Origin of the sequence: Alkalithermobacter thermoalcaliphilus JW-YL-7 = DSM 7308, assembly GCA_001584565.1 — a bacterium.
Classification (GTDB): domain Bacteria; phylum Bacillota; class Clostridia; order Peptostreptococcales; family Peptostreptococcaceae; genus Alkalithermobacter; species Alkalithermobacter thermoalcaliphilus.
In genome coordinates, this window is record LSFY01000001.1 from 647,392 (window position 1) to 673,517 (window position 26,126).

The 26,126-nt window shown below is 28.6% G+C and carries 30 protein-coding genes and 1 other annotated feature; of the genes, 28 read left to right on the forward strand and 2 right to left on the reverse strand.

Annotation, left to right across the window (positions count from 1 at the left end; genetic code table 11):
- Positions 1-26: 26 nt before the first annotated feature.
- The 21 genes from sigG to JWYL7_RS03490 all read left to right on the forward strand — a co-directional run bounded on the left by sigG (position 27) and on the right by JWYL7_RS03490 (position 19,769).
- Positions 27-800, forward strand: coding sequence for an RNA polymerase sporulation sigma factor SigG (gene sigG / locus JWYL7_RS03390; protein WP_066072308.1), 774 nt, complete (start codon positions 27-29; stop codon positions 798-800).
- A 116-nt stretch (positions 801-916) separates the two neighbouring features.
- On the forward strand, positions 917-1,180 hold the full coding sequence (locus JWYL7_RS03395) for a YlmC/YmxH family sporulation protein (protein WP_066068960.1): 264 nt from the start codon (positions 917-919) through the stop codon (positions 1,178-1,180).
- A 48-nt stretch (positions 1,181-1,228) separates the two neighbouring features.
- Positions 1,229-1,687 carry a transcriptional regulator NrdR gene (gene nrdR / locus JWYL7_RS03400; protein ID WP_066068963.1) on the forward strand — a complete coding sequence of 153 codons (459 nt, stop codon included), beginning with the start codon at positions 1,229-1,231 and terminating at the stop codon, positions 1,685-1,687.
- Between the two features lie 4 nt (positions 1,688-1,691).
- Complete coding sequence (gene pgeF, locus JWYL7_RS03405) at positions 1,692-2,396, forward strand: peptidoglycan editing factor PgeF (RefSeq protein WP_066068967.1); 705 nt, start codon at positions 1,692-1,694, stop codon at positions 2,394-2,396.
- 13 nt (positions 2,397-2,409) lie between these two features.
- Entirely contained in the window at positions 2,410-3,096 is a 687-nt protein-coding gene (locus JWYL7_RS03410; protein ID WP_066068969.1) for a response regulator transcription factor, read from the forward strand.
- A gap of 5 nt (positions 3,097-3,101) precedes the next feature.
- The gene (locus JWYL7_RS03415) at positions 3,102-4,373 is read left to right on the forward strand and encodes a HAMP domain-containing sensor histidine kinase (RefSeq protein ID WP_066068973.1); all 1,272 of its coding nucleotides are present in this window, start codon (positions 3,102-3,104) and stop codon (positions 4,371-4,373) included.
- A 74-nt stretch (positions 4,374-4,447) separates the two neighbouring features.
- Positions 4,448-5,350, forward strand: coding sequence for a YIEGIA family protein (locus JWYL7_RS03420; RefSeq protein ID WP_066068974.1), 903 nt, complete (start codon positions 4,448-4,450; stop codon positions 5,348-5,350).
- A gap of 6 nt (positions 5,351-5,356) precedes the next feature.
- The gene (locus JWYL7_RS03425) at positions 5,357-5,548 is read left to right on the forward strand and encodes a capping complex subunit for YIEGIA (RefSeq protein ID WP_066068977.1); all 192 of its coding nucleotides are present in this window, start codon (positions 5,357-5,359) and stop codon (positions 5,546-5,548) included.
- A 96-nt stretch (positions 5,549-5,644) separates the two neighbouring features.
- Positions 5,645-6,973 (forward strand): DUF512 domain-containing protein, encoded by a 1,329-nt coding sequence (locus tag JWYL7_RS03430; protein ID WP_066068979.1) that lies wholly within the window; start codon positions 5,645-5,647, stop codon positions 6,971-6,973.
- Positions 6,974-6,978: 5 nt separating this feature from the next.
- Positions 6,979-8,298, forward strand: coding sequence for a ribosome biogenesis GTPase Der (der, locus tag JWYL7_RS03435; protein WP_066068982.1), 1,320 nt, complete (start codon positions 6,979-6,981; stop codon positions 8,296-8,298).
- A 17-nt stretch (positions 8,299-8,315) separates the two neighbouring features.
- A complete protein-coding gene (gene plsY / locus JWYL7_RS03440; RefSeq protein WP_334292130.1) occupies positions 8,316-8,897 on the forward strand; it encodes a glycerol-3-phosphate 1-O-acyltransferase PlsY in 582 nt (193 codons plus the stop codon).
- A 17-nt stretch (positions 8,898-8,914) separates the two neighbouring features.
- Positions 8,915-9,940, forward strand: a complete 1,026-nt coding sequence (locus JWYL7_RS03445; protein WP_066068985.1) for an NAD(P)H-dependent glycerol-3-phosphate dehydrogenase — start codon at positions 8,915-8,917, stop codon at positions 9,938-9,940.
- A 78-nt stretch (positions 9,941-10,018) separates the two neighbouring features.
- Positions 10,019-11,494 (forward strand): stage IV sporulation protein A, encoded by a 1,476-nt coding sequence (gene spoIVA / locus JWYL7_RS03450; protein WP_066068988.1) that lies wholly within the window; start codon positions 10,019-10,021, stop codon positions 11,492-11,494.
- 151 nt (positions 11,495-11,645) lie between these two features.
- Positions 11,646-12,890: a biotin/lipoyl attachment domain-containing protein gene (locus JWYL7_RS03455; protein ID WP_066068991.1), complete on the forward strand. Its 1,245-nt coding sequence runs from the start codon at positions 11,646-11,648 to the stop codon at positions 12,888-12,890.
- 10 nt (positions 12,891-12,900) lie between these two features.
- Positions 12,901-13,605 (forward strand): YggS family pyridoxal phosphate-dependent enzyme, encoded by a 705-nt coding sequence (locus JWYL7_RS03460; protein WP_066068994.1) that lies wholly within the window; start codon positions 12,901-12,903, stop codon positions 13,603-13,605.
- A 2-nt stretch (positions 13,606-13,607) separates the two neighbouring features.
- Complete coding sequence (locus tag JWYL7_RS03465; protein ID WP_066068997.1) at positions 13,608-14,045, forward strand: cell division protein SepF; 438 nt, start codon at positions 13,608-13,610, stop codon at positions 14,043-14,045.
- Positions 14,046-14,065: 20 nt separating this feature from the next.
- Positions 14,066-14,341 (forward strand): YggT family protein, encoded by a 276-nt coding sequence (locus JWYL7_RS03470; RefSeq protein WP_066069000.1) that lies wholly within the window; start codon positions 14,066-14,068, stop codon positions 14,339-14,341.
- On the forward strand, positions 14,342-15,130 hold the full coding sequence (locus tag JWYL7_RS03475; protein WP_331721889.1) for a YlmH family RNA-binding protein: 789 nt from the start codon (positions 14,342-14,344) through the stop codon (positions 15,128-15,130). It begins immediately after the preceding gene.
- A gap of 12 nt (positions 15,131-15,142) precedes the next feature.
- Positions 15,143-15,595 carry a DivIVA domain-containing protein gene (locus JWYL7_RS03480; RefSeq protein ID WP_066069003.1) on the forward strand — a complete coding sequence of 151 codons (453 nt, stop codon included), beginning with the start codon at positions 15,143-15,145 and terminating at the stop codon, positions 15,593-15,595.
- Between the two features lie 60 nt (positions 15,596-15,655).
- Positions 15,656-15,866, forward strand: a binding site (T-box leader).
- 53 nt (positions 15,867-15,919) lie between these two features.
- Complete coding sequence (ileS, locus tag JWYL7_RS03485; protein ID WP_066069005.1) at positions 15,920-19,021, forward strand: isoleucine--tRNA ligase; 3,102 nt, start codon at positions 15,920-15,922, stop codon at positions 19,019-19,021.
- A 46-nt stretch (positions 19,022-19,067) separates the two neighbouring features.
- A complete protein-coding gene (locus JWYL7_RS03490) occupies positions 19,068-19,769 on the forward strand; it encodes a 5'-methylthioadenosine/adenosylhomocysteine nucleosidase (protein WP_066069008.1) in 702 nt (233 codons plus the stop codon).
- Between the two features lie 27 nt (positions 19,770-19,796).
- On the opposite strand, the gene yugI is transcribed toward JWYL7_RS03490, so the two are convergent.
- Both yugI and JWYL7_RS03500 read right to left on the reverse strand, forming a co-directional pair.
- Entirely contained in the window at positions 19,797-20,183 is a 387-nt protein-coding gene (gene yugI / locus JWYL7_RS03495; RefSeq protein ID WP_066069010.1) for a S1 domain-containing post-transcriptional regulator GSP13, read from the reverse strand.
- Positions 20,184-20,317: 134 nt separating this feature from the next.
- Positions 20,318-20,521, reverse strand: a complete 204-nt coding sequence (locus JWYL7_RS03500; protein WP_066069013.1) for a hypothetical protein — start codon at positions 20,519-20,521, stop codon at positions 20,318-20,320.
- Between the two features lie 140 nt (positions 20,522-20,661).
- Between JWYL7_RS03500 and trpS the strand changes: the two genes are divergently transcribed.
- From trpS to JWYL7_RS03535, 7 genes are all read left to right on the forward strand, one after another.
- Positions 20,662-21,666: a tryptophan--tRNA ligase gene (trpS, locus tag JWYL7_RS03505; protein ID WP_066069015.1), complete on the forward strand. Its 1,005-nt coding sequence runs from the start codon at positions 20,662-20,664 to the stop codon at positions 21,664-21,666.
- Between the two features lie 91 nt (positions 21,667-21,757).
- Positions 21,758-22,036, forward strand: coding sequence for a DUF5665 domain-containing protein (locus tag JWYL7_RS03510; RefSeq protein WP_066069018.1), 279 nt, complete (start codon positions 21,758-21,760; stop codon positions 22,034-22,036).
- A gap of 9 nt (positions 22,037-22,045) precedes the next feature.
- Positions 22,046-22,558 carry a TraR/DksA C4-type zinc finger protein gene (locus JWYL7_RS03515; protein ID WP_066069022.1) on the forward strand — a complete coding sequence of 171 codons (513 nt, stop codon included), beginning with the start codon at positions 22,046-22,048 and terminating at the stop codon, positions 22,556-22,558.
- 170 nt (positions 22,559-22,728) lie between these two features.
- The gene (gene lspA, locus JWYL7_RS03520) at positions 22,729-23,169 is read left to right on the forward strand and encodes a signal peptidase II (protein ID WP_066069026.1); all 441 of its coding nucleotides are present in this window, start codon (positions 22,729-22,731) and stop codon (positions 23,167-23,169) included.
- A gap of 9 nt (positions 23,170-23,178) precedes the next feature.
- Positions 23,179-24,087 carry an RluA family pseudouridine synthase gene (locus JWYL7_RS03525; RefSeq protein ID WP_066069030.1) on the forward strand — a complete coding sequence of 303 codons (909 nt, stop codon included), beginning with the start codon at positions 23,179-23,181 and terminating at the stop codon, positions 24,085-24,087.
- Between the two features lie 160 nt (positions 24,088-24,247).
- Positions 24,248-24,784 carry a bifunctional pyr operon transcriptional regulator/uracil phosphoribosyltransferase PyrR gene (gene pyrR, locus JWYL7_RS03530; protein WP_066069033.1) on the forward strand — a complete coding sequence of 179 codons (537 nt, stop codon included), beginning with the start codon at positions 24,248-24,250 and terminating at the stop codon, positions 24,782-24,784.
- A gap of 96 nt (positions 24,785-24,880) precedes the next feature.
- A complete protein-coding gene (locus JWYL7_RS03535; protein ID WP_066069036.1) occupies positions 24,881-26,119 on the forward strand; it encodes a uracil-xanthine permease family protein in 1,239 nt (412 codons plus the stop codon).
- Positions 26,120-26,126 lie beyond the last annotated feature (7 nt).

Here is a 26,126-nt window from a genome sequence, read left to right on the forward strand (position 1 = left end):
ATAGTTTGAGGAAAGGACTGGTAGTTATGCAAACAAATAAAGTAGAAATATGTGGAGTGAATACATCTGAATTGCCAGTATTAAAAAACAACCAGATGAAAGAACTGCTAATAAAAATAAAACAAGGTGATCGTGAAGCTAGAGAAACTTTTGTTAAGGGAAATTTAAGGTTGGTTTTAAGTGTTATACAAAAGTTTAATAATAGAGGAGAAAATATCGACGATTTATTTCAAATAGGGTGTATAGGATTAATAAAAGCAATAGATAATTTCGATTTAAGCCATAACGTTAAATTTTCAACTTATGCTGTTCCGATGATCATAGGAGAGATAAGAAGATATTTAAGAGATAACAACAGTATAAGAGTAAGTAGGTCGTTAAAAGACATTGCATATAAGGCTTTGCAAGTAAGAGAAAAACTAACAAGAGAAAACTTGAAAGAGCCTACAGTAGGAGAAATAGCTAAAGAATTAAATATAAACAGAGAAGATGTAGTTTTAGCTCTTGATGCAATACAAGATCCCATTTCTTTATTTGATCCAGTATATCAAGATAATGGAGATGCAATCTTTGTCATGGATCAAGTCCAAGATAAAAAAGGAAGTGATGAAGTATGGATAGAAGAAATAGCATTAAGTGAAGCCGTTAAAAAGTTAAACTCTAGAGAAAGGTTAGTATTAGACCTAAGATTTTATAAGGGAAAAACACAAATAGAGGTTGCTGAAGAAATAGGTATATCGCAAGCACAAGTTTCAAGAATAGAAAAAAATGCTCTCAAAAATATGAGAAAATACATATGACCTTTAAAAAGGTCTTTTTTTTATCATATTTTTAAATCTTTCTAAAGAAAGACTTTGCTTTAAATGTGAATAATTCATATGAAAAACTCATATCCATTATTTAAGGGGGGATTTATATGTTTAAAATATCGGATATAATGGAAAAGGAAATAGTAAATATAAATAATGGAAGAAAATTAGGATTTATTGGAGATATTGAAATTGATACCAATGACGGAACTATAAAATCTTTAGTTGTGTACAATGATAATTCAAAACTTTATCTTTTAGGGAGATCAGAAATGTATTCAATTAGTTGGAAGAATATAGTCAAAATAGGCTGTGATACAATATTAGTAGACTACAAAGATTCTAACATAATCAATGAAGTAGACATATAAATCATAAAAATATATAATTTACTTAAGAAAAGTTAAATGGAGGTTTATATGAAGTGTCCGTTTTGCAATTATTTAGAATCAAAAGTAATAGATTCTAGACCAATAGATGAAGGAAGTTGTATAAGAAGAAGGCGAGAATGTGAAAATTGCAAGAAAAGATTCACTACATACGAAAAATTAGAATGTATAAATTTAATGGTTATAAAAAAAGATGGAACTAGAGAAAGTTTTGATAGAAGTAAAATAATAAACGGAATAATAAAGGCATGTGAAAAAAGGCCTGTTTCTATGGAACAAATAGAAAAAATTGCTTCGTATGTAGAAGAGGCTATAAACAAAACTGTAGCACGTGAGATATCAAGCAAAAAAATAGGAGAGTTAATAATAGAAAAGTTAAAAGATATAGATGAAATAGCTTATGTCAGATTTGCATCTGTATATAGACAATTTAAAGATATAAGTACATTTATTGAAGAAATTGAAAAGATATTCAAGGAAAAGAGGTGAATGTTTGAATTATATATCATTTAGCTCATTAGATAAACTAGATTTTATAAAGGCTATTTTTACAAATAGAAATGTAGATGCAAAAAACATTGAAGATATTAAAAATATTTGCGAAGATGTTGGATTTAATTTTAACAACTTAACCTTTAACAAGCAAGTTCATGGAGATAATATAAACATAATAGATAAAGAAAAAATAGGAAAAACATTTGAAGGTGATGGTATAATTACTAACTTGAGAAATGTTCCTATATTAGTATTTGTTGCAGATTGTGTTCCTATAGCTATAATAGATACTAAAAACAAAGCTATAGGTCTTGTTCATGCTGGTTGGAGATCAACTTTTAGCCAAATATCTAAAAAAGCAATAGATACTATGAAACAAATATACAATAGTAATACAGAAGATATCTTATGTCTTATAGGTCCATCCATAGGCCCTTGTTGTTATGAAGTTAATAAAGAGCTTGTAGATAAATTTAACAATAAATTTACAAATCCAGATAGAAAATTCTATATAATAAAAGAAGGTAAATATTTTCTAGATCTTTGGAATATAAACGAATATATACTATCTAGTTGCGGCATAAAAAAAGAAAATATAATAAATACTAAAATGTGTACATGTTGTAATAATGATATGTTTTATTCGTATAGAAAGGATAATCAAACATCGAAAAGGATGGGCTTTTTACTAGAGCTTATCTAATTTGGAGGTGCTTATGGATAAAAAGATTTTAATTGTAGATGATGAAGAGCATATAGTTGAGCTTTTAAAGTTCAATTTGAGTTTACAAGGTTATAAAATAGATGTTGCGTATGATGGTTTAGATGCATTTGTTAAGATAAGGGAAAATAAACCAGATTTAATTATTTTAGATGTAATGATTCCTAGTATAGATGGATTTGGATTATTAAAAAAGGTTAGAAGTGAAAAAGAAATAAAAGATATTCCTGTGATAATGCTTACAGCAAAAGATATGGAAGAATACAAAATACAAGGACTTCAAATAGGAGCAGATGATTATATAACAAAGCCATTTAGTATAAAAGAATTAATAGCTAGAGTAAGTGCAGTTCTTAGAAGGTATAATGCAGGTAAAGATCAATCAAATGAAATAGTAGTTGGAGATATAAAAATAGATCTAGAAAATTATGAAGTTACAAAAAATGGTAAAAAGATTGACTTAACACTCAAAGAGTTTGAGCTTCTTAAAATATTAGCAGAAAATAGAGGAAAAGTTTTATCTAGGAACTTGCTTTTAGATAAAATATGGGGATATGAATATTTTGGCGAAACAAGAACTGTAGATGTTCATATAAGACATCTAAGAAAAAAAATAGAAGATGAAGATAAAAATCCTCAATATATAGAAACTATAAGAGGTGTAGGGTATAAACTAAAGTAAAAGAGGTGAACAAAATACAAAATTATATATATATATTGTTAGCAATCCTTATAATAATATCTGTTCTTATATATAGATATTCTAGTATATTAAAAAAGTATCTTAATGATATGACTTTAGCTTCAGAACAGGTAAGTAAGGGAGATTATTTTGTCAATATTCAAAATAATTATAGTGGAGATTTAGGTAAACTTTCAAAAAACTTTAATATGATGATAGAAAAAATAAGGATTAATATACAAGATCTAGAAGATAAGAATATAAAACTTAATACGATTCTTAAGAATATATCAAGTGGAATAATAGCTATTGATAGTGAAGAAAAAATACTTTTAATGAACCCAGTTGCTAAAGAGCTTTTTGGATATTACAAAGATGATTTTGAAGGAATAAAGTATTATAGAGTAATAAAAAATAAATTTTTCTTAGAAAATATAAAAGCTTTAATATCTACGACAGATTCTAAAGAGGTTGATATAGAAGATAGTAGTGGCAATTGTTATAAAATAAAGGTAGATCCCATAAAGTTAGAAGATGAAGAAACAATGGTAATAAGATGTCTAATAAATATAGAAGATGTAACTGAAAAAGTAAAATTAGAAAAAATTAGATCAGAATTTGTCGTTAATGTAACTCATGAACTTAAAACACCTCTTACTTCTATAAATGGATTTGTTGAAACTTTAAAAAACAACGACTCTATAGACAAAGATACAAGGGATAGATTTTTAGGAATTATAGAAGAAGAATCAAATAGACTTAGAAGACTTATAGATGATATACTTATGTTATCGTTTATAGAAAATAATAAAGGAAAAATAGATAAAGATATAGACATTATAGATACGTTTAAAGATGTATATGATGTAACATATAAATTGGCCGAAAAGAAAAAACAGAGCTATTCTTATTATTTTAATAACAATAAAGTTTTAATAAAAGCAAACAAAGATCATATAAAGCAACTTTTCTTAAATTTAATAGATAATGCTATAAAATATACTCCTGAGTACGGAAAAATATATGTAGAAATAATTGATAGACAAGATAGTGTATTTATAAATGTAAAAGACAATGGAATAGGAATTCCAAAAGAGGACATACCTCGTATATTTGAAAGGTTTTATAGAGTAGATAAAGCTAGAAGTAAAAAAATAGGAGGAACTGGCTTAGGATTAGCTATAGTAAAACATATAGTTATATCCTTAGGAGGAACTATAAGTGTAAATAGTACATTAAATCAAGGAACTGAATTTTCCGTTAAACTACCTAAATAAGAATTTCCTATATTTACAAGGAAATTCTTATTTTTTTTTGGAAATTCTAATTATATATGAAAGGAGCTGACAAAATGCACGATTATGTATATTTAATGACAACATCGTTTATAGTTGGATTTTTTTCTAGACTATATATGATGAGACTAGACAATAGACAATATCCAACATATCCACAAGGATTTATATCTCACATAACGTTAGGTATAATAGCATCTGCACTTGGATCAGTTGCAATTCCAGCTCTTGTAGAAAAAGAGTTTTCAGCAGTTACTTTTTTGGCCTTAGCAGCTCAGCAATTTAGAGATGTAAGAAGTATGGAAAGACAGAGTTTAGATAATATAGAAAGTACAGAAATGGTTCCAAGAGGTACTGCTTACATAGAAGATATAGCAAAAGCCTTTGAAGCTAGAAATTACATGGCTATACTATCTGCACTATCAAGTGGTATAAGTTTTTATGTTGTAGATAATTTTTTAAAAGCACCTTTATACATTTGTATTTTAATAGCTTTGATAGTAGGAACTTTAGTAGCATTTGCCCTTAAAAATTTATTAACACGAGAGAAAATAGGAGAAATTGCTGATGTAGTTCCAGCAAAGATAGAATTTGATGGACCATTTTTAAAGATAAATGGGGTAACAATAATGAATGTAGGACTTGAAAGTTCAAGAGAAAGGTATATAAATGAAGGGCTTGCAGTTGAGATAATTCCAAAAGAAAATGTATACATAGGAACTATATCAAATTTAGGTCAAAGGCAAGTTATTGCTCACAACATATCTATTCAATTAGGAATAAAAAAAGATGTTGATGAGCCAGATTTTACACCTATGATCAGAAGAAATCCAAATAATGAAAGTTTGTTAGTTTCAATAGTTCCTATAAAGAAAGACGAGAGTTTACTTATTGAATTAATAAAAAATATACCAGTTATAGAGTCTGCTAAAGGAAAAAGTCGTTATCTGAAAGGATGATAATATATGAATATAGGAATAAAACACTGTGTATTGGCAATAGTTACTACCAATAAGTCTATAAATTGTACAACAACACCTATATTCTATGTAGAGAATAAGGAAGAGCTTCAGGGAAAGGCATTAGCTTTATCAAAATGTATGATGGGAATGGTTCATGATGTAGGAGATGAAACTTTAATAATAGTAAAGCATTAAGGTACCTTAAAGGTACCTTTTTGTGTAACTATACTTTGTTCTCTTGACTAATTAATATAGTACATGGTAGTATAACTTGACATAGTTTTAAAAAGAGTGGTGATAAATTTGAGCATAGATAATATTATAAGCAAAGTGTATAAAAAAAGTATAGCAGATGAGCTAGGAATAAAAGAAGGAGATATACTTTTAAGTATAAATGATCAAAAGATAGAAGATATTATAGAATATAAATTTTTAATTTGCGATGAATACTTAGAACTTAAAATACAAAGAGGTAAACAAGTATATGTATACGAAATAGAAAAAGATTATGATGAAGACATAGGAATAGAATTTTTAAATCCTATAATAGATAAAACTAGAAGTTGCAAGAATAAATGTATTTTTTGCTTTATCGATCAGCTTCCTAAAGGAATGAGACATACATTATATTTTAAAGATGATGATTCTAGACTTTCTTTTTTACAAGGAAATTTTATTACTTTAACAAATATGGATGAAAATGATATAGATAAAATTATAAAGTATAAAATTAGTCCTCTTAATATCTCTGTACATACTACAGATAGTGAACTTAGAGTGAAAATGCTAAACAATAAAAACGCAGGTAAAATATATGATATAATGAAAAGGTTAGCAAAAGCTAATATTCAGATGAATTGTCAAATAGTATTGTGTCCAGGTATAAATGATGGAAAATATTTAGAAAAAACTATTGAAGATCTAGCTAAACTTTATCCAAATGTAAATAGTGTTGCAATAGTGCCAGTTGGAGTAACAAAGTTTAGAGAAGGACTTGAAAATTTAGATACATTTGATAAAGAAAGTGCAACAAAAGTAATAGAGTATATATCTTGTAAACAAAATCAGTTCTTAAAAACTATAAATACTAGATTCGTATTTTTATCAGATGAATTTTATGTACTTGCAGACAAAAAAAGACCTAGCTTTGATGAATATGAAGGATTTGTTCAATTAGAAAATGGAGTAGGGCTTATGACCAAGTTTGAAGAAGAAGTAAATAGGTATTTAACGTTTGTAAGCGTTAGGTTAAAGACTAAAAGAAAAGTTACAATAGTTACAGGCAAGTCTGCGTATAATTTTATAAAGAATATAAGTGAAAAAATAATGAATAATATAGAAGGGTTACAAATAAATGTTTATAAAATAGAAAATACTTATTTTGGAGAAAGTATAACAGTATCAGGATTAGTTACAGCTACGGATATAATCAATAACTTGAAAGATAAAAACTTAGGTGATATGATTTTAATACCAAAATCTATGTTAAAGCAAGATGAAGATGTATTTTTAGATGACTATACAATAGATGATCTAGAAAAAATATTAAATGTAAAAATTATCCCTTGCGAGGTAGAAGGTAGAACATTTATAAGAAAATTACTTGAGAGAAAGGAGTAAGATACATGAGTAGACCTATAGTAGCAATTGTTGGAAGACCTAATGTTGGAAAATCTACATTATTTAATAAACTAGCAGGAAAAAGAATAGCTATAGTAGAAGATACTCCAGGAGTTACAAGAGATAGAATATATACAGAAGTAGAATGGCTAAATAAATATTTTACTCTAATAGATACAGGAGGTATAGAACCAGAAAGCGAAGATATAATATTATCTCAAATGAGAAATCAAGCTCAACTAGCAATGGAAATGGCTCATGTAATATTGTTTGTAGTAGATGCTAAGGTAGGATTAACTCCTACAGATAAAGAAATAGCTCAAATGCTTAGAAAAACTAAAAAGCCAGTTTTGCTTGTTTTAAATAAAGTAGATAAGGGAAAAACTCCAGATACTTACTATGATTTTTTTGAAATAGGATTAGGAGAACCTATAATGGTGGCAGCAGCTACAGGACTTGGAGTTGGAGATTTACTAGATGAAATTATATCAAAATTCCCAGAAGGATTAGATACAGAGTATGCACAAGATGTAATAAAAGTAGCTATTGTAGGAAAGCCAAATGCAGGAAAATCTTCTATTCTAAATAATATATTAGGAGAAGAAAGAGTTATCGTAAGTCCTATAGCTGGAACTACAAGAGATGCTATTGATACATATTTTGAGCAAGGAGATGATAAATATTTATTAATAGATACAGCAGGTGTAAGAAGAAAAAGTAAAATAACAGAGAATATAGAAAGGTATAGTGTTTTAAGATCTTTTACAGCTATAGAAAGAAGTGATGTTGCTCTTATGGTAATAGATGCAACTCAAGGGGTTACAGAGCAAGATACAAAAGTAGCTGGAATTATACACGAAGAAGGTAAAGGATGTGTAATAGTAATAAATAAATGGGATCTTATAGAAAAAAATACCTATACAATGAATCAATATACTAAACAGATAAGAGATGCGTTTCCTTTTTTACTTTACGCACCAATTTTATTTGTTTCTGCAAAGACAAATCAGAGAATGCACAAAATTTTAGAAACTGTAAAATTTGTTGCGAGCGAACATGCTAAAAGGGTTACAACTGGTGCTTTAAATGAAGTTATAGGAGAGGCTGTACTTTTAAATCAACCTCCATCAGATAAAGGTAAAAGACTAAAGATTTATTATGCTACTCAAACTAGTGTTAAACCACCTATATTTACAATGTTTATAAATGATAAAGAGCTTATGCATTTTTCATATCAAAGATACCTAGAAAACAAGATAAGAGAAAACTTCGGTTTTGAAGGAACTACTATAAGATTTAATTATAAAGAGAAAGAAAGAAGGTAGGTTACGTGATTTATGAGGTGTTGTCAGCTTTTATATCCTATTTTATAGGAAACTTTTCAACTTCTTATATCATAGGAAAATCAACAAAAAATATAGATATAAGAGAACATGGATCAGGTAATGCAGGAGCTACTAATGTCTTAAGAACCTTAGGAAAAAAAGCTGCTTTATACACTTTTTTAGGAGATTCACTAAAAGGGGTCTTAGCAGTTTTGATAGGAAGGTTTTTAGCTGGAGAAAAAGGGGCTTTAATATCAGCTATATTTGTTGTAGTTGGACATAACTGGCCTTTACTTTTAAAATTCAAAGGAGGTAAGGGTGTTGCAACAACAATAGGGGCTATGATGGCTATAGATCCTTTTATAGGAATATTTTCTTTAGCATTAGGAATTATACTTATAATAAAGACAAAATATGTATCTTTAGGATCGATTTTAGGTATAGTTTCACTACCTATATTTATGGTTTATAGGGGTGGAAATAGGCTTATTGTATCTATTATTTTAGCTGTAATGATAGTATTTACTCATAGAGAGAACATAAAAAAGCTTATAAATGGAACAGAAAGAAAAATAGGCCAAAAAACAGATACTAGGTAATTTGGGAAGGTGTTCTTATGGAAAAAATATGTGTATTGGGAGCGGGGAGTTTTGGAACTTCGTTGGCTATATTACTTACAAACAAAAACGAATACAATGTTGTTCTTTGGACTAGAGATAAAAAGCAATATGACGAGATGTTAAATACAAGAAAAAATGAAAATTACTTAAAAGATATATATCTTCCAGAAAAGCTTTCAATTAGTATTGACTTAGAAAGTTCTTTGCAAGATTCAAATGTGATACTTTTAGCAGTTCCATCTCAAGCAGTTAGAAGTGTTTTGAGAACTATAAAGCCATATGTAAAAGATGATCAAATAATCGTAAATGTAGCTAAGGGTCTAGAAAAAGAGACTGGATTAAGGATATCTGAAATTGTAAAGCAAGAACTACCTAATAATAAATATGTAGTTTTATCAGGTCCATCACATGCTGAAGAAATAGCAAAAGAAGTTCCTACTGCAATAGTATCATCATCACAAGATATAAAGGTGGCAGAGTACATACAGAATATATTTTCTACATCTAAGTTAAGGGTATATACAAATCCTGATGTTATAGGAGTTGAGTTAGGAGGAGCACTTAAGAATATAATTGCATTTGGAGCTGGAATAGCAGATGGATTAGGTTGTGGAGATAATACAAAAGCAGCTTTAATGACAAGAGGTATAAGAGAAATAGCAAGACTTGGTATAAAAATGGGAGCAAAACTTAGTACATTTTCAGGTCTTTCAGGAATAGGAGATTTAATAGTTACTTGTACTAGTATGCATAGTAGAAATAGAAGAGCAGGTATATTAATAGGTCAAGGAAAAAGTTTAGATGAAACTTTACATGAAATAAAAATGGTTGTTGAAGGGATAACAGCAACACAGGTAGCGTATGAGTTATCAAAAAAGTATAACGTAGATATGCCAATAACAAAAGAAATATACAAAGTTTTATACGAGAAAAAAGATGTCAAAGAATGTATAGAAAATTTAATGCTCAGAGATAAAGCACAGGAACTAGAAGAGGTTGTTTTAGAAAAACTAAGCTTATAAGCTTAGTTTTTTTTGTAATAATAAAACATTTAAGACATATATATTTATTAAGAATTTTATTCTGAGGGGGGATAATTTTTGAACACTAATATATATGAAGACATCTCCAAAAGAACTAATGGAGATATATACATAGGAGTGGTCGGGCCTGTAAGGACTGGCAAGTCAACATTTATAAAAAAATTCATGGAGCTTTTAGTTTTGCCTAGAATAGACAAAGAATATGATAGGGAAAGAACTAGAGATGAACTGCCACAAAGTGGAGATGGAAAAACTATAATGACAGTTGAGCCTAAATTTGTTCCAAATAACGGAGTAGAGGTAAAGGTAAAAGATAAACTAAGAATGAAAATTAAGATGGTAGATTGTGTAGGATATTTAGTAGAAGGAGCCCTTGGACACGAAGAAGAAGGAAAACAAAGAAAAGTGTCAACTCCATGGAAACAAGAGCCTATTCCTTTTGAAGAAGCAGCAGAAATAGGTACTCAAAAGGTTATAAAAGATCATTCTACAATAGGTATTGTTATAACTACTGATGGCAGTATAACTGGAATAAGTAGAAAAAGCTATTTACAGGCAGAAGAAAGAGTAATAAAGGAGTTAACAGAGCTGAATAAGCCTTTTGCTATAGTTTTAAATACAAAGAACAAGGATAGTGAAGAAACTTTAATGTTAAAAAATGAGTTAGAAGAAAAATACAATATGAGAGTATTACCTTTAGATGTATTAAATATGGATGAAAGAGATATAGAAAATATAATGGAAAATGTACTTTATGATTTCCCATTAAGAGAGATTAATATAAATCTTCCAAGTTGGGTAGAGGGGTTAGAAAGAAACCATTGGATAAAAAGTAGTATAATGAGAACAATAAAAGAAAATTTAAATAATATAAGAAAAATTAAAGATGTAGATAATATAGTAGAAAGCTTTAATCAGGTAGAATTTTTAGAAAAAACATATATTAATGATGTGAATTTAGGAGAAGGTATAGTAGAAATTAGATTAGAAGCAGGAGAAGAGCTATTCTATAATATAATAGAAGAAAAAACTGGATATAAATTAGAAGGTCAGCATCAGCTTTTAAGCTTAGTTTCTAAATTAGCTAATGTAAAAAGAGAGTATGACAAGGTAGAAAAAGCTTTAAACGATGTTAGAACAAAAGGATATGGATTAGTTCCACCTTCTCTTGATGAGCTTACTTTAGATGAGCCTGAGATATTTAGACATGGAAATCAGTTTGGAGTTAAGTTAAGAGCTAATGCTCCATCACTTCACTTAATAAGAGCAGATATTAAAACTGAAGTATCTCCAATAGTTGGAGCAGAAAAACAAGGTGAAGAGTTAGCTAGATATTTATTAAAAGAATTTGAAGAAGATCCTTCAAAACTATGGGAATCTAATATGTTTGGAAAATCACTTCATGATTTAGTAAAAGAACAGCTACAAAACAAATTATTTATGATGCCTGAAGATATAAGAAATAAAATGCAAAAAACGTTAGAAAAAATTATAAATGAAGGAAGTGGAAATTTAATAGCTATAATATTATAAGTTTTTGTATTGTGCTAATTTGTATATATTGATATAATTTTTATATGTACTTAGAAGGTTTGGGATAATTTTATTCTAAACCTTTTTTCTTTGTCTAAAAAGGATTAGAACGTTTCATGAAGAATTAATAGGGTATGAGGTGAGTTATTTAATGAAGAAAAAGAGAAAAAAAAAGATAAAGTTTAATTACATTTGGATATTTGGAATACTAAGTTATATATTGTTTAAATTAATATTTAATATATCAAATGCAACTATTTCTCTTTATACAGTAGATTATGGAGAAATAGTAGAGACTATAACTAAACAAGGAATAGTTATAAGAGATGAGAAAGTTATTTTGTCGAAAGTTTCAGGGAAAATAGATTATTTTGTAAAAGAGGGAGAAAGAATTCATGCAAATGAACAAATAGCACATATATACATAAAGGATCTAGATCCATCTATAAAAGAGAGACTAGATACTGTAAATAGAAGAATAGAAGGAATAAATGCGAATAAAGACGAACAAATTATACAAAGAGATATTGAAAAAATAGAAAATAGTATTAACTCACTAAGAGTAGATATAAAAAATAGATTAATAGACAATGATATTTCAAATATACAAAGGTTAAAAGATGATCTACTAAACTTGATAGATAAAAAAAGTTTAATAATAGGAGAGAAAAGTTTTGTTGGCAAGAACATAAATGCCCTTAAAGCAGAGAAAAATAAACTGCAAGAAAAAGTAAATAGTAGTGTTAATCAGATAGTTTCAGAAAGTACAGGGGTAATTTCGTTTGCATCAGATGGGTTTGAAGATATATTAAGAGTTGATACGCTAAATAAGCTTGAATCTGATTATTTGTTTAACTTAAAGAATGATGTAAAAATAAACAAAAAAGATCAAGTTGAAGTGGGAGATGTCATAGCGAAAATTACAAACAATCATGAATGGTACATAGCCATTGTCCTAGAAGAAAAAGAAAAAGAGAAATTTTCTGTTGGAAAAAATCTAACAATAAAAAAGAATGATATAGATTTTTCTGGAAATGTAAAATATCTTTATAAAGACAGCAAGAACAGGTATATACTTGTTATTGAAGTAAAAGAAGAAATAGAAAATTTTTATAATGTAAGAAAAGAAGAATTTGAAATTGTTTATAAAAATATAGTAGGCATAAAAGTTCCTAAAAGTGCAGTTATAGATAAGGATGGAAAAAGAGGAGTATATGTTGTTTCTAATACAGGAAATGCAGTATTTAAAGAATTAAAGAGTATATTAGGAGAAAACAAAAGTGATATAATATTAGATTATAGAGATATTACTAGAAATAATGTAGATACTGTAAAACTATATGATCAAATAGTTTTGTCACCTAATAGAGTAAGTGATGGTCAAAAAATAAGATAGGGGTGATTTTATGTTAGATTTAAAAAAGAATCTAGATATTGTTTTAGATAATATAGAGAAATATGCTAAAGAATCTAATAGAAAAAAAGAAGATATAACTTTAATAGCTGTTACAAAAACAGTAGATATACCAGTAATACAAGAAGCAATAAAATATGGAATAACAGATGTAGGGGAAAATAAACCTCAAGAGCTTGTAAGAAAATATGATGTCATAGGAAAAAAAGTTAAATGGCATATGATTGGAACTTTACAGACAAATAAGGTAAAATATATAATAGATAAGGTAGATCTGATTCATTCGTTAGATAGAATTTCTTTGTGTGAGGAGATTAATAAAAGAGCTAAGTCTATAAATAAAGTAGTTGATTGTTTAGTACAAGTTAATATATCAAAAGAAGAAACAAAACATGGTATAAAAGAAGAAGAAGCTTTAGATTTCATAAAAAGTGTTTCTGAAAATTTCTCTAATATAAGAATAAAAGGACTTATGACAATGGCTCCGTACACACAAGATAAAGAAGATACAAGAATATATTTTAGAAAATTAAAGGAGTTGTCACTAAAAATAAGCGATATGAAGCTTGAGAATATGTATATGGACTATTTATCTATGGGTATGAGTAATGATTATACTGTAGCTATACAAGAAGGATCTAATATGATAAGATTAGGAACAGTTTTGTTTGGAGAAAGAAATTATGAGGAGGTATAATAATGTCTGATAAGTTAGTAGATAAAGTAAAAAAATTCATGGGTTTTGCTGATGAGGAAGAAGAATTTGAAGAAGAAATAGAAGAAGAAACAAATATATCTAATACAAAAACTACTACTATAGCTAACAAAATAGTTAATATACACGCAACTACTCAAATGAAAGTTATGATATATGAACCTAAAACATATGATGAGGCAACTGGTATAGTAGATAATTTGAAAAATAGAAAAGCTGTAATTGTAAATCTAGAAAATATAGAAGATAGTGAGCTTGCTAAAACTATATTCGATTTTATAAATGGTGCAGTGTATGCTCTTGAAGGAAGTATACAAAAGGTTTCAAAAGGAATCTTTATATTAGCTCCAAGTAATATAGATATTGATGGGAACATAAGAAAAGAAATAGAAGGTAAGGTATTGTTCCCTTGGAACAAATAAATATAAAAGGAGATTATATTATGTGGGTAATAATTAGGTCTTTAGGGTATTTTGTTCAGTTTATAGAGTGGATGATTTTTATTAGAGTTATAATGTCGTGGATTCCTACTAATAGGTATTCTGCATTTTACAATTTTGTTTATAATGTAACAGAACCTATAATGGCTCCTGTAAGAGAATTGACATATAGATTTCTTAGGACAGGCCCTATAGATTTATCACCAATAATAGCACTTTTTCTAATAAGATTATTATATAGAGTTGTAATTTCTATACTGCTTAGGGTAGGATTTTAGATGATAGATAAGGAAAAACTGACAAGTCACATAAAAGATATAAACCTTAAAGCCACTATGTATAAAGTTATTGATAAAGCTCAAATGGTTTTAAAAAATCATATACCTAAATATACAGACTTTTTAGATCCGTATGAATTAAGAAATGCAATATCCATATTAAATTCTATCTATGATATAAAATATGAAATATATGGTGGCTACAAACAAGCTGAGAGAAATCTTATATTTATATATCCAGATTATATGGATAGTGAAATGTTTGAATCACCTATAACTGTGCTAGAAATAACTTTAAATTCTAAGTATGCAGATATTTCTCATAGAGATTGTCTAGGAGCTATTTTAGGATTAGGAATAAAAAGAGAGAAGATAGGTGATATATTTATATGCGAAAATTGTTGTCAAATAATATTGCAAAGTGATTTAAGCGATTTTGTATTACTAAATCTAAAAAAAGTAGCTAGCAGTAATATAAATATAAGAAGAATAAGTGAAAATAATATAAAAGTTCCTAAAATAGAGTATAAAGAGATTTGTACAAGTGTATCATCCTTAAGATTAGATTGCGTAATATCAGCAGTATTCAATCTTTCAAGACAAGAAGCCAATAAGTACATATTAGGGGATAGAGTAAAGGTAGATTTTGAGCTAGTAAGTATACCTTCAAAGAGTGTAAAAGAAGGGATTTTATTATCAGTAAAAGGAAAAGGTAGAGCTATATTACATGAAGTAGGAAGTTTGACTAAAAAAGGAAGAATCAAAATATTAGCAAAAATAATTGTATAGGAGGTTTTAAAAATGATAACTCCATTAGATATAGAAAACAAGGAATTCAAAAAATCACTAAGAGGATATAAAGAAGAAGAAGTAGATGAATTTTTAGATCAAGTAAAAGAAGATTTTGAGAAACTATATAAGGAAAATATAGAATTAAAAGATAAATTGAATATGATGACAGAGCAAGTTACAAGATATAAAAATATAGAAGAAACTTTAAAAAATACACTGATAGTTGCTCAAAATACAGCAGAAGATGTTAATGCAACAGCTCTTAAGAAAGCTCAAGTTATAATAGAAGAAGCAGAACTTAAAGCTAGAAAAATAATAGAAAATGCAAATAATGAGGTTATAGATATAAAGAAAGAGTATGAAGAGATAAGAAAAGAGTTTAAGATATTTAAAAACAAATTCAAATCTCTTTTAGAAAATCAGATTAAAACAGTGGAAGAAACATTTGAAGATATAGAATAAAATTATTGACTTAATGTAATACATTGTTTTAAAATAGTATGTAAAATAAAAATTTAATAAAAAAAAGCTATGAAGGAGAGAGTAGATTGCATCAGATTTTACAGAGAGCTGGTGGGTGGTGCAAACCAGTAAATCTATGCTATTGAAGATCACTCTGGAGCTGCAGGCTGAAATTTACAATTAGGCTGTGCCGCATATAATGCGTTAAAAAAAATGAGTGCTAAAAATTTTGGCATTAGGGTGGTAACGCGGGTTAAACCTCGTCCCTTACAGGGACGGGGTTTTTATAATATTAAGCAAACTAATAAGGAAAGGGTGAAGTGTGTGGAAAAATTTAAACCACTTATAGACTCATCAGTAAAAGATAGTGAAAAACATATTTCAGATTTTTGGAGTGAAATAAATATACTAGAAAAGACATTAGAAAAAGGGAAAGATAAAAAGCCATTTATATTCTTTGAAGGTCCTCCAACAGCAAATGGATCTCCTGGTATCCACCACGTTATAGCTAGAACATTAAAAGATTCTGTGTGCAGATACAAAACTATGGATGGATATCTTGTGAAAAGAAAAGCAGGATGGGATACTCATGGACTTCCTGTTGAAATAGAAGTTGAGAAAGAATTAAATCTAAAAGATAAACAGGATATTGAAAACTACGGAATAGATAAATTTAATGAAAAGTGTAGAGAGTCTGTTTTTAAATACGAGAACAAATGGAGAGAAATGACAAAAAGAATGGCTTATGAAATAGACTTAGACAACCCATACATAACGCTTGATAATAATTATATAGAAAGTGTATGGTGGATATTAGATAAATTTTTCAAAGAAGGATATATATATGAGGGACATAAAATACTTCCATATTGTTCAAGATGTGGAACAGGACTTGCATCACATGAAGTAGCTCAAGGATATAAGGAAGTAAAGACTAATACTGTTATAGTAAAATTTAAACTAAAAGATAAAGATGAATATTTCTTAGTTTGGACGACAACACCTTGGACATTAGCATCAAACGTTGCTTTAACAGTAAATCCAAATGAAACATATCTAAAAGTTAAATACGAAGGTCAAGTATATTATGTAGAGAAAAATTTAGCTCCAAAAGTTATAGGTTCAGAATATGAAGTTTTACAAGAAATGAAAGGAAAAGAGTTAGAGTATGTAGAGTATGAGCAACTAATGCCATTTTTAGAAGCAGATAAAAAGGCATTTTATGTTACAGTAGCTGATTATGTTACAACAGAAGATGGTACAGGTATTGTTCATACAGCACCAGCATTTGGAGAAGATGACTATAACACAGGAAAAAGATATGATCTTCCAGTGCTACAACCAGTTGACGAAACAGGAAAATATACTGCAACGCCTTGGAAAGGCATGTTTGTAATGGATGCAGATATAGACATAATAAAGTGGCTGCATGCAGAAGGAAAATTGTTCAAGAAAGAAAAAATAGCTCACAACTACCCACACTGCTGGAGATGTAACACACCACTTCTTTACTATGCAAAACCTAGCTGGTATATAGAAATGACAAAACTTAAAGACAAACTAATAGAAAACAACAAAACTGTTGAGTGGTATCCACCGTATGTAGGAGAAAAGCGTTTTGGAAACTGGCTTGAAAATCTAAATGACTGGGCAATATCTAGAAGTAGATATTGGGGAACACCTTTAAATATATGGACATGTGAATGTGGACATAAAGAGTCTATAGGATCAAGAAAAGAGCTTGTAGAAAAGGCAATAGAAGATATTGATGAAAGTATAGAACTGCACAGACCTTATGTAGATGACGTTCACATAAAATGTCCAAAATGTGAAAATAATATGACAAGAGTTAAAGATGTAATAGATTGTTGGTTTGATAGTGGTGCAATGCCTTATGCTCAACATCATTACCCATTTGAAAACAAAGAAAACTTTGATGAACTATTCCCAGCAGACTTTATATGCGAAGGAATAGATCAGACAAGAGGATGGTTCTATTCATTACTTGCAATCTCTACATTTGTAAAAGGGGTATCTCCTTATAAGAGAGTTTTAGTAAATGATCTTATACTAGACAAAGAAGGAAGAAAAATGTCAAAGTCTAGAGGTAATACAGTAGATCCATTTGAACTATTTGATAAATACGGAGCAGATGTACTAAGATGGTATCTACTTTATGTATCACCTGCATGGACTCCAACAAAATTTGATATAGAAGGGCTAAAAGAAGTTCAAAGCAAATTCTTTGTTACGATCAGAAATGTATATAATTTCTTTACTTTATATGCAAATACAGACAATATAAATCCAAGAGACTTTTTCATAGATTACAATGAAAGACCTGAAATAGATAGATGGGTACTGTCTAAATATAACAACTTGATTAAATCAGTTAGAGAACATATGCAAGTATACGATTTAACTAAAGCTGTTAGAGCTATACAAGAATTTGTAAATGAAGATCTTTCTAACTGGTATATAAGACGTTCTCGTAGACGTTTCTGGGAAACAAGTTTAACACAAGACAAAAAATCTGTTTATAATACTACTTACGAGATATTAGTTGGAATATGTCAAATGGTAGCACCTTTTGCACCTTATATATCAGAAGAAATGTATAAAAACTTAACAGGAGAATTATCAGTTCATTTAAGTGACTATCCAACTGTTAATGAAAGTTTAATAGACAATGAAGTTGAAGAAAAAATGGATTTAGTAAGAGACTTAGTAGGACTTGGAAGAGCGTCAAGAGAATCAGTAAAAATAAAAGTTCGTCAGCCACTTCAAAAGGTTATAGTAGATGGAAAATATGAACAATTAATAAGCGATCTTGTAGATCTGATAAAAGAAGAGTTAAATGTAAAAGAAGTTGTATTTGCTAAAGATTTAGGGGTATTTATGAACTTTAGTTTAAAACCTAACTTTAAAGTTGCAGGACCTATTTTAGGACCTAAGATTAAATTATTTGCAAATGCATTATCTTCTTTAGATGCATCACAAATAGCACCTAAACTTGAAAAAGGAGAAAGTATAACATTAAATCTTGATAATGAGGAGTTTACTATAAACAAAGACCTTGTTATGATAACTATTTCTTCTAAAGAAGGATTTAATGTAGCTATGGAAAATAATCTATTTGTAATACTAGATACTACATTAACGAAAGAACTTATAAACGAAGGATTTGCAAGAGAATTTATTTCAAAGGTACAACAAATGAGAAAAAATAATGATTATGAAATGCTAGATAAAATAAAAATATTCTTCAGTGCTGACGATAGCGTATCTGAAGCTGTTGATATTCATAAAGAATATATTATGCAAGAAACACTAGCAGTAAGCATAGAAAAAGTTTTAGATGAGTCTTTAGAAAAACATAATTTAAATGACCATCAAACAGGAATAAAAATAGAAAAAATAAGCTAAAAAATGCTCCATTTTATGGAGCATTTTAAATAAAGGAGGCAGAAAAATGGATATTATAGGAATAATAGGAGCTATGGACGAAGAAGTAGATATTTTAAAAGAGCATATGGATATTGAACAAGTAATAAAAAAAGCATGTCTTGAATTTAATGTGGGAACAATAGAGGGTAAAAAAGTTGTACTTGTAAGATGTGGTATAGGAAAAGTAAATGCATCTTTGTGTACTCAGATATTAATAAGTGAATTTTCAGTAAGTAAAGTCATAAATACAGGCGTTGCAGGTGCGCTTCATGATGAGCTAGATGTTCTTGATATAGTAATATCTACAGATACTATGTATCACGATTTTGATGTAACAGTATTTGATTATGAAATTGGACAAATACCTAGAATGGAGACTTCAATTTTTGAAGCAGATAAAAACTTAGTTGAAATTGCATACAATTCTAGTATAGAAAGTGTTAAGAATCATAAAATCCTAAAAGGAAGAATAGTATCAGGAGATATATTTGTAAGCAGTAAAGATTTAAAAGAAAAATTAGTTTCAAAGCTTAATGCGTACGCAACTGAAATGGAAGGAGCTTCTATTGGTCATACGTGTTATGTAAATAATGTTCCTTTTGTTATAATAAGAGCTATGTCTGATAAAGCAGATGGAAGTGCACATGTAAACTATAATGAATTTGTAAATAAAGCAGCAAATAACTCAAAAGATATAGTACTTAATATGTTAAGAAACATAAAATAAAAGCTAGTTTGATATCAAACTAGCTTCTTATCTTCTATTGTTTCTTTTATTAAGGTCAGCTTGACGCTCGTTAGACTGTTTTAACCACTCTTTAAGCTTATCTTCAAGAGAAACATTATTTGTATTTTGAACTTGTTCTTCTTTTTTAGCTTGTTGTTTACGATTTGGACGCTGTGTAGCTTCTCGAATAGAAAGAGATATTTTTCCACTTTGCTCATCTATTGATAATATCTTAACTTGAACTTCTTGACCAACAGTAAGATGATTATTTATATCCTTTACAAAATCATGAGAAACCTGCGAAATATGAACAAGCCCTTTAGTATTTTCATCAAGTGCAACAAACGCACCAAAAGGTTTAATGTCTACAACTTTACCTGTTACAACACTATTAATTTCAAACTTATTTGACATAAAAACACTCCTATAATATTATTAAAAAATATATACCCTATAATAAAGGTTATAATATTTTTAAAATAACGTCAAGATACATTTAGTAAATAACAAAGTCTCCCTTTAAAAGTATAAAGGAAGACTTTGTTATTTTATTCTATATGATATTTATAAGGGTATACATCTTCAACAGATTTACCTAGTTTGTTAGAAAATTCATCTGCATCTATCTCTTTTATTATCTTACCATCTTTATAAACTTTAACATTCCAAACTATACCATTACCTTTCATTAAAAATTCAGCTGGATAAACAGTTCCATCATCAAACTCTATTCTACCTTTTTTCCACTCCATAAAAACACTCTCCTTTTTTATATTTTCACTTATATTTTTTCACAAAACTACGTAACGTATTATAAAAAATAAAATAATTAATTTTGAAAAAGATTGGATGCTAATGTATAATTAAATAAGATTTATTAAGGAGGAATGATATGAGCGAAAAAAAGATTATATTTAGTGGAGCACAACCATCTGGAAAACTTACTCTTGGAAATTATATAGGAGCATTAAAAAACTGGATTAAGCTACAAGAAGAATATGATTGTTATTATTGTATAGTAGATTTACATGCAATAACTGTACCACAAGATCCAAAAGCTTTAAGAAGAAATTCTCTTGAGCTATTAGCTCAATATATAGCAAGTGGTCTTGATCCAGAAAAAAATACAATATTTATACAGTCACATGTTAGTGCTCACACTGAGCTTGCATGGATACTAAATAGTATGTGTTATATGGGTGAGCTTAATAGAATGACTCAATTTAAAGAAAAATCTTCAAAAAATGAAGCAAATCTAAATGCTGGATTATTTACATATCCAATCCTTATGGCAGCAGATATATTACTTTACCAAACAGATCTTGTTCCTGTTGGAGAAGATCAAAAGCAGCATTTAGAACTTGCAAGGGATTTAGCACAAAGATTTAATAACAGATATAGCGAAACATTTAAAGTCCCACAAGCATATATAGGCAAAGTAGGAGCAAGAATAATGAGTTTACAAGATCCTACAAAGAAAATGTCTAAATCGGATGAAAATGTGAATGCATACATATCTATTACAGAAGATAGCGATAGCATATCAAGAAAAATAAAAAGAGCTGTTACAGATTCTTTAAACAGAGTAAAGTATTGTGAAGAACAACCTGGAATAAAAAATTTAATAAGCATATATTCTAATCTTTCTGGAAAGTCTATACAAGAAATTGAAAGTCTATACGAAGGAAAAGGATATAGTGAATTTAAAAGTGATCTAGCAGAAGTTGTAGTAGAATCATTAAGACCTGTTAGAGAAAAATATGAACAGCTATTAAAAAATAAAGATTATTTAGAATCCATATATTCTCAAGGCGCTATAAAAGCGGAAAAAGCAGCAAGAAAAACTTTAAGAAAAGTTTATAGAAAAGTTGGATTTGTTGAAAAAAAATATATATAAATGAGCTCTATAAAATAGGGCTCATTTTTGTATTTAAAATTAAATTTTACAAATAATATTTTATATATCAAAAAATTAGGGGGACTTTAAATTGAAAGAGGATAGATTAGAAAGACTTGAAAAGAAGATAGAAGAGCTGTCAATTATAATTGATAAAAGTAGAATAAGAGAATATGCAGATTTAGTTAGCAATCCTAAAAGATTAATTATAATAAATTTAATTGCAGGATTAGCAAGAGGATTAGGAACTGCTGTTGGACTTACGATTTTAGCAGCTATATTATTTTATATTTTAAGAAGTTGGGTTAACCTTCCTTTAATAGGAGAGTTTATAGCAAGACTTTTAGACATAGTAGAAAATTATAGGTAGGAGGCAATTATGAAAAATATAGATAAGTATAAGGATATTTTAATGAATGAAAAAGAGAGAATAATAAAACTAATACAACAGATGGATGATAATTCCGTTTATGATGATCAAAAAGATAGAGCAAATGAAAGGGAATGCAGTGGAGAACTTTCTTCATACGATAATCATCCAGCAGATTTTGGCAGTGAAGTTTTCATGACTGAGATGAATATGAATCTAAGAGATAACGAAAAATTTAGGCTATATGAGATTGAAAGAGCTATAGAAAGAATATACAATGGAAACTATGGAATTTGCAGTAATTGCTCAAAGCATATAGAAGATGAAAGATTGGATGTGATTCCAGAGACTTCTCTTTGCTCTGAGTGTGCTAGTGAATATGCTAAACTCAAAAACTATGATTATAGGCCTGTAGAGGAGCAACTTTTAGATAAAAGAGATTTATTTTACAGTGATATACTCGAAGATTTAGCTGATATTAACAGGAATGAGGAAAATGATGCTGTAGAAGATGATTTTTAAAACTATCCAATTGGGTAGTTTTATTTTTTATAATACATAGGAAATTATTTACTTTAATAAATTGTGAGAAAGTTATAATTTTTGTAATGTGTTAGAGCAAAGTCTTTTTTATTAATCTTTCAAAGAAGACTTTGTTCTGATATAATCTAATTTATCATCATAGGTTGGGGGTGAATGTTTTGGGACTAATTTATATATTTTTATTAGTAATATTAGATCAGTTGACAAAAAAATGGGCTATAGACTATTTGTCTAATATAGGATCAATTCCTGTAATAGAAAATATTTTTTATCTTACATATGTAGAAAATAAAGGTGCAGCATTTGGAATATTTCATGGAAAGGTAAATTTTTTAATAATTGTAACAGGTATTATAACAGGATATATAATTTACTATATGTATAGCAATAAAAATTTAACAAATCTAACAAAACTAGCACTGTCTTTAATTGTATCAGGAGCATTAGGAAACTTGATAGATAGAATAAGACTTGGATTTGTAGTTGATTTTTTTGATTTTAGAATATGGCCTGTATTTAATGTAGCTGATATATGCGTTGTTATAGGAAGTATACTTATTTCATACATAATTTTAACTAATAAAGAGTAGGTGGTTTGATTGGATATAAGGGAGTTTATAGTATCAGAAGAAGAAGAAGGGCTAAGACTTGATGTATTTTTATCAAATGAACTTGGAGAAATGTCTAGGTCTTATATTCAGAAGCTAATAAAAGATAAAATGGTAAATGTAAATGATAAATATGAAAAGCCTAGTTATTTAGTAAAAGAGGATGATAGTATACAGGTATCAATTCCTGAGCCTAAGGTTTTAAAAGTAGAGCCAGAAGATATACCTATAGAAATAGTTTATGAAGATGATGATGTTATTGTAATTAACAAACCTCAGGGTATGGTTGTTCATCCTGCTCCTGGAAATTATTCAGGAACTCTTGTAAATGCTCTTTTATATATTTGTAAAGGCAAATTATCATCAATAAATGGAGTAATAAGACCAGGAATAGTTCATAGGATAGATAAAGATACATCTGGACTTTTAATGGTTGCAAAAAATAATACATCTCATAACTTTTTAGCACAGCAACTTAAAGATCACACAATAACTAGAAAATATGAGATGATATGTCATGGAGTATTAAAAGATGATAAGATAACTGTAGATGCCCCTATAGGAAGACATCCAGTAGATAGATTAAAAATGGCAGTAGTAAGTAATGGGAAAAATGCTGTAACTCATTTTAGTGTAATCAAAAGATTCGAAAAATATACTCATGTACAAGCTAGTCTAGAAACTGGTAGAACTCATCAGATAAGAGTTCATAGCTCATATATAAAACATCCTTTACTAGGAGATCCTGTATATGGCCCTAGAAATTGTAAATTTAATCTTAAAGGGCAAGTTCTACATGCTAAAACTCTTGGCTTTATTCATCCGACAACAAAAGAGTATATGGAGTTTACATCAGATTTGCCAGATTATTTTAAAAAACTATTAAAAGTTCTTGATTAAAACAACAAAGTATGTTAATCTATAAATAATAGAAATCAGGCCTTTAAGAATAGTCCAGAGAGACTAGCAAGGGGAATATAACAGGTTTAGATTATAAACTTCTTGCTATGTCGCAAGAAGTTTTTTGTATATACAGATAAAATAAATTTGGAGGTATGAAATGAAAGAAAAGGCTCGAATAATGGATGAAAAGGCTATGATAAGAGCTGTTACAAGAATAAGCCACGAAATTATAGAAAAAAATAAAGGGATAGATAATGTAGTGTTAATAGGAATAAAGACAAGAGGAGTTCCTATTGCTAATGAAATAGGAAGAAGAATAAATGCAATAGAGGGCAAACAAATACAGGTAGGAGAAATAGATATTACTTTGTATAGGGATGATTTAAGTAAATGTGAATTAGATCCAGTAATAAATGGATCAAAAGTCGAGTTTGATATAAATAATAAAATTGTAGTATTAGTTGATGATGTTTTATATACAGGAAGAACTGTAAGAGCAGCTATGGATGCTTTAGTAGATATAGGAAGACCTAAAGCTATACAACTTGCAGTACTAATAGATAGAGGGCATAGAGAATTACCTATAAGAGCAGATTATGTAGGTAAAAATGTACCAACATCTAAAGATGAAATAGTAAGTGTTAATGTTTATGAAATTGATGGTCAAAATTATGTTTCAATAAATGAAAAATAAATAATTTATTTTGACCTTTTAATTCAGTCCAGAGAGGCTGAAAAAGGGAGAATTTAATTTCTCCCTCCTTATAAAAAACATATAGGAGGTATTTTTATGTCTGAGAAAGTCTTATCTTTAAGCAATTCGAAAGAAAACTTATCTTATTCATTCCAAAACATCAAAAAGATATTTTTATCAGTTCAACACTTAGTAGCAATGTTTGGAGCAACAGTATTAGTACCTATTTTAACAGGATTTGATCCATCAGTTGCACTAATAAGTGCAGGAATTGGAACATTAGTATTTCACTTAGTAACAAAAGGAGTAGTACCAGTATTTTTAGGCTCAAGTTTTGCATTTATACCAGTAATATTAACTGTCAAAGAATTATATAATGGTGATTTGTCTTATGCACAAGGAGGAATTGTCGTAGCTGGAATTTTATATATAATAATGTCCTTACTAGTAAAAAAATTTGGTGTTGAAAAAATAAAAGCATATTTTCCATCACAGGTTACAGGACCTATGATTATAGTTATAGGGTTAAATCTTGTGCCAGTAGCATTTAATATGGCATCAAATAACTATATAGTAGCTTTTATAACTTTAAGTATAGCGTTAGGTATTAATTTTCTAGGTAAGGGATTTTTAAAGCAACTTTCTATACTAATAGCTGTTGTAGTAGGTTACTTGGTTTCTATGAATATGGGAATTGTAGATAATACAGTTATAAGAGAAGCAGTATGGTTTTCAGCTCCAAAGTTTTCAACTCCAAAGTTTGATATAGGAGCAATAGCTATAATTGCACCAGTTGTTTTGGCAGTATTCATGGAACACATAGGAGATATAACAACTAACGGAGCAGTAGTTGGAAAAGATTTTATGGAAAATCCAGGATTAAATAGAACTTTACTAGGTGATGGGCTTGCAACTATGATAGCTGGATTTTTAGGTGGTCCTGCTAATACAACTTATGGAGAAAATACTGGTGTTTTAGCAATAACAAAGGTGTATGACCCGTCAATTCTTAGACTAACAGCAGTTTTAGCAATAATACTTGGATGTATAAATAAAATAGGAGTATTCTTACAAACAATACCTGTTCCTGTAATGGGTGGAATAAGCTTGATGTTATTTTCTATGATTTCATTAATAGGAGTAAAAACTATAAAAAACAGCCAAATAAATCTAGATATAAAGAATATTATAATTATGGTAACTATACTATTTATAGGATTAGCATCTAATTTTGGATTATCAATAGGCATACCTATAACATCAACTGTAAAAATAACAGGACTTAGCTTAGCTGCAATAATTGGAGTTATACTAAATAAGATAATAAATAGATAAAGAGGAG

What these genes read in the sequence shown, in the direction of transcription:
- sigG (WP_066072308.1), top strand. Translation starts at nt 27, where the DNA reads ATGCAAACAAATAAAGTAGAAATATGTGGAGTGAATACATCTGAATTG.
- JWYL7_RS03395 (WP_066068960.1), top strand. Translation starts at nt 917, where the DNA reads ATGTTTAAAATATCGGATATAATGGAAAAGGAAATAGTAAATATAAAT.
- nrdR (WP_066068963.1), top strand. Translation starts at nt 1,229, where the DNA reads ATGAAGTGTCCGTTTTGCAATTATTTAGAATCAAAAGTAATAGATTCT.
- JWYL7_RS03410 (WP_066068969.1), top strand. Translation starts at nt 2,410, where the DNA reads ATGGATAAAAAGATTTTAATTGTAGATGATGAAGAGCATATAGTTGAG.
- JWYL7_RS03420 (WP_066068974.1), top strand. Translation starts at nt 4,448, where the DNA reads ATGCACGATTATGTATATTTAATGACAACATCGTTTATAGTTGGATTT.
- JWYL7_RS03425 (WP_066068977.1), top strand. Translation starts at nt 5,357, where the DNA reads ATGAATATAGGAATAAAACACTGTGTATTGGCAATAGTTACTACCAAT.
- der (WP_066068982.1), top strand. Translation starts at nt 6,979, where the DNA reads ATGAGTAGACCTATAGTAGCAATTGTTGGAAGACCTAATGTTGGAAAA.
- JWYL7_RS03445 (WP_066068985.1), top strand. Translation starts at nt 8,915, where the DNA reads ATGGAAAAAATATGTGTATTGGGAGCGGGGAGTTTTGGAACTTCGTTG.
- JWYL7_RS03455 (WP_066068991.1), top strand. Translation starts at nt 11,646, where the DNA reads ATGAAGAAAAAGAGAAAAAAAAAGATAAAGTTTAATTACATTTGGATA.
- JWYL7_RS03460 (WP_066068994.1), top strand. Translation starts at nt 12,901, where the DNA reads ATGTTAGATTTAAAAAAGAATCTAGATATTGTTTTAGATAATATAGAG.
- JWYL7_RS03465 (WP_066068997.1), top strand. Translation starts at nt 13,608, where the DNA reads ATGTCTGATAAGTTAGTAGATAAAGTAAAAAAATTCATGGGTTTTGCT.
- JWYL7_RS03470 (WP_066069000.1), top strand. Translation starts at nt 14,066, where the DNA reads ATGTGGGTAATAATTAGGTCTTTAGGGTATTTTGTTCAGTTTATAGAG.
- JWYL7_RS03475 (WP_331721889.1), top strand. Translation starts at nt 14,342, where the DNA reads ATGATAGATAAGGAAAAACTGACAAGTCACATAAAAGATATAAACCTT.
- JWYL7_RS03480 (WP_066069003.1), top strand. Translation starts at nt 15,143, where the DNA reads ATGATAACTCCATTAGATATAGAAAACAAGGAATTCAAAAAATCACTA.
- JWYL7_RS03490 (WP_066069008.1), top strand. Translation starts at nt 19,068, where the DNA reads ATGGATATTATAGGAATAATAGGAGCTATGGACGAAGAAGTAGATATT.
- yugI (WP_066069010.1), bottom strand. Translation starts at nt 20,183, where the DNA reads ATGTCAAATAAGTTTGAAATTAATAGTGTTGTAACAGGTAAAGTTGTA.
- JWYL7_RS03500 (WP_066069013.1), bottom strand. Translation starts at nt 20,521, where the DNA reads ATGGAGTGGAAAAAAGGTAGAATAGAGTTTGATGATGGAACTGTTTAT.
- trpS (WP_066069015.1), top strand. Translation starts at nt 20,662, where the DNA reads ATGAGCGAAAAAAAGATTATATTTAGTGGAGCACAACCATCTGGAAAA.
- JWYL7_RS03515 (WP_066069022.1), top strand. Translation starts at nt 22,046, where the DNA reads ATGAAAAATATAGATAAGTATAAGGATATTTTAATGAATGAAAAAGAG.
- pyrR (WP_066069033.1), top strand. Translation starts at nt 24,248, where the DNA reads ATGAAAGAAAAGGCTCGAATAATGGATGAAAAGGCTATGATAAGAGCT.
- JWYL7_RS03535 (WP_066069036.1), top strand. Translation starts at nt 24,881, where the DNA reads ATGTCTGAGAAAGTCTTATCTTTAAGCAATTCGAAAGAAAACTTATCT.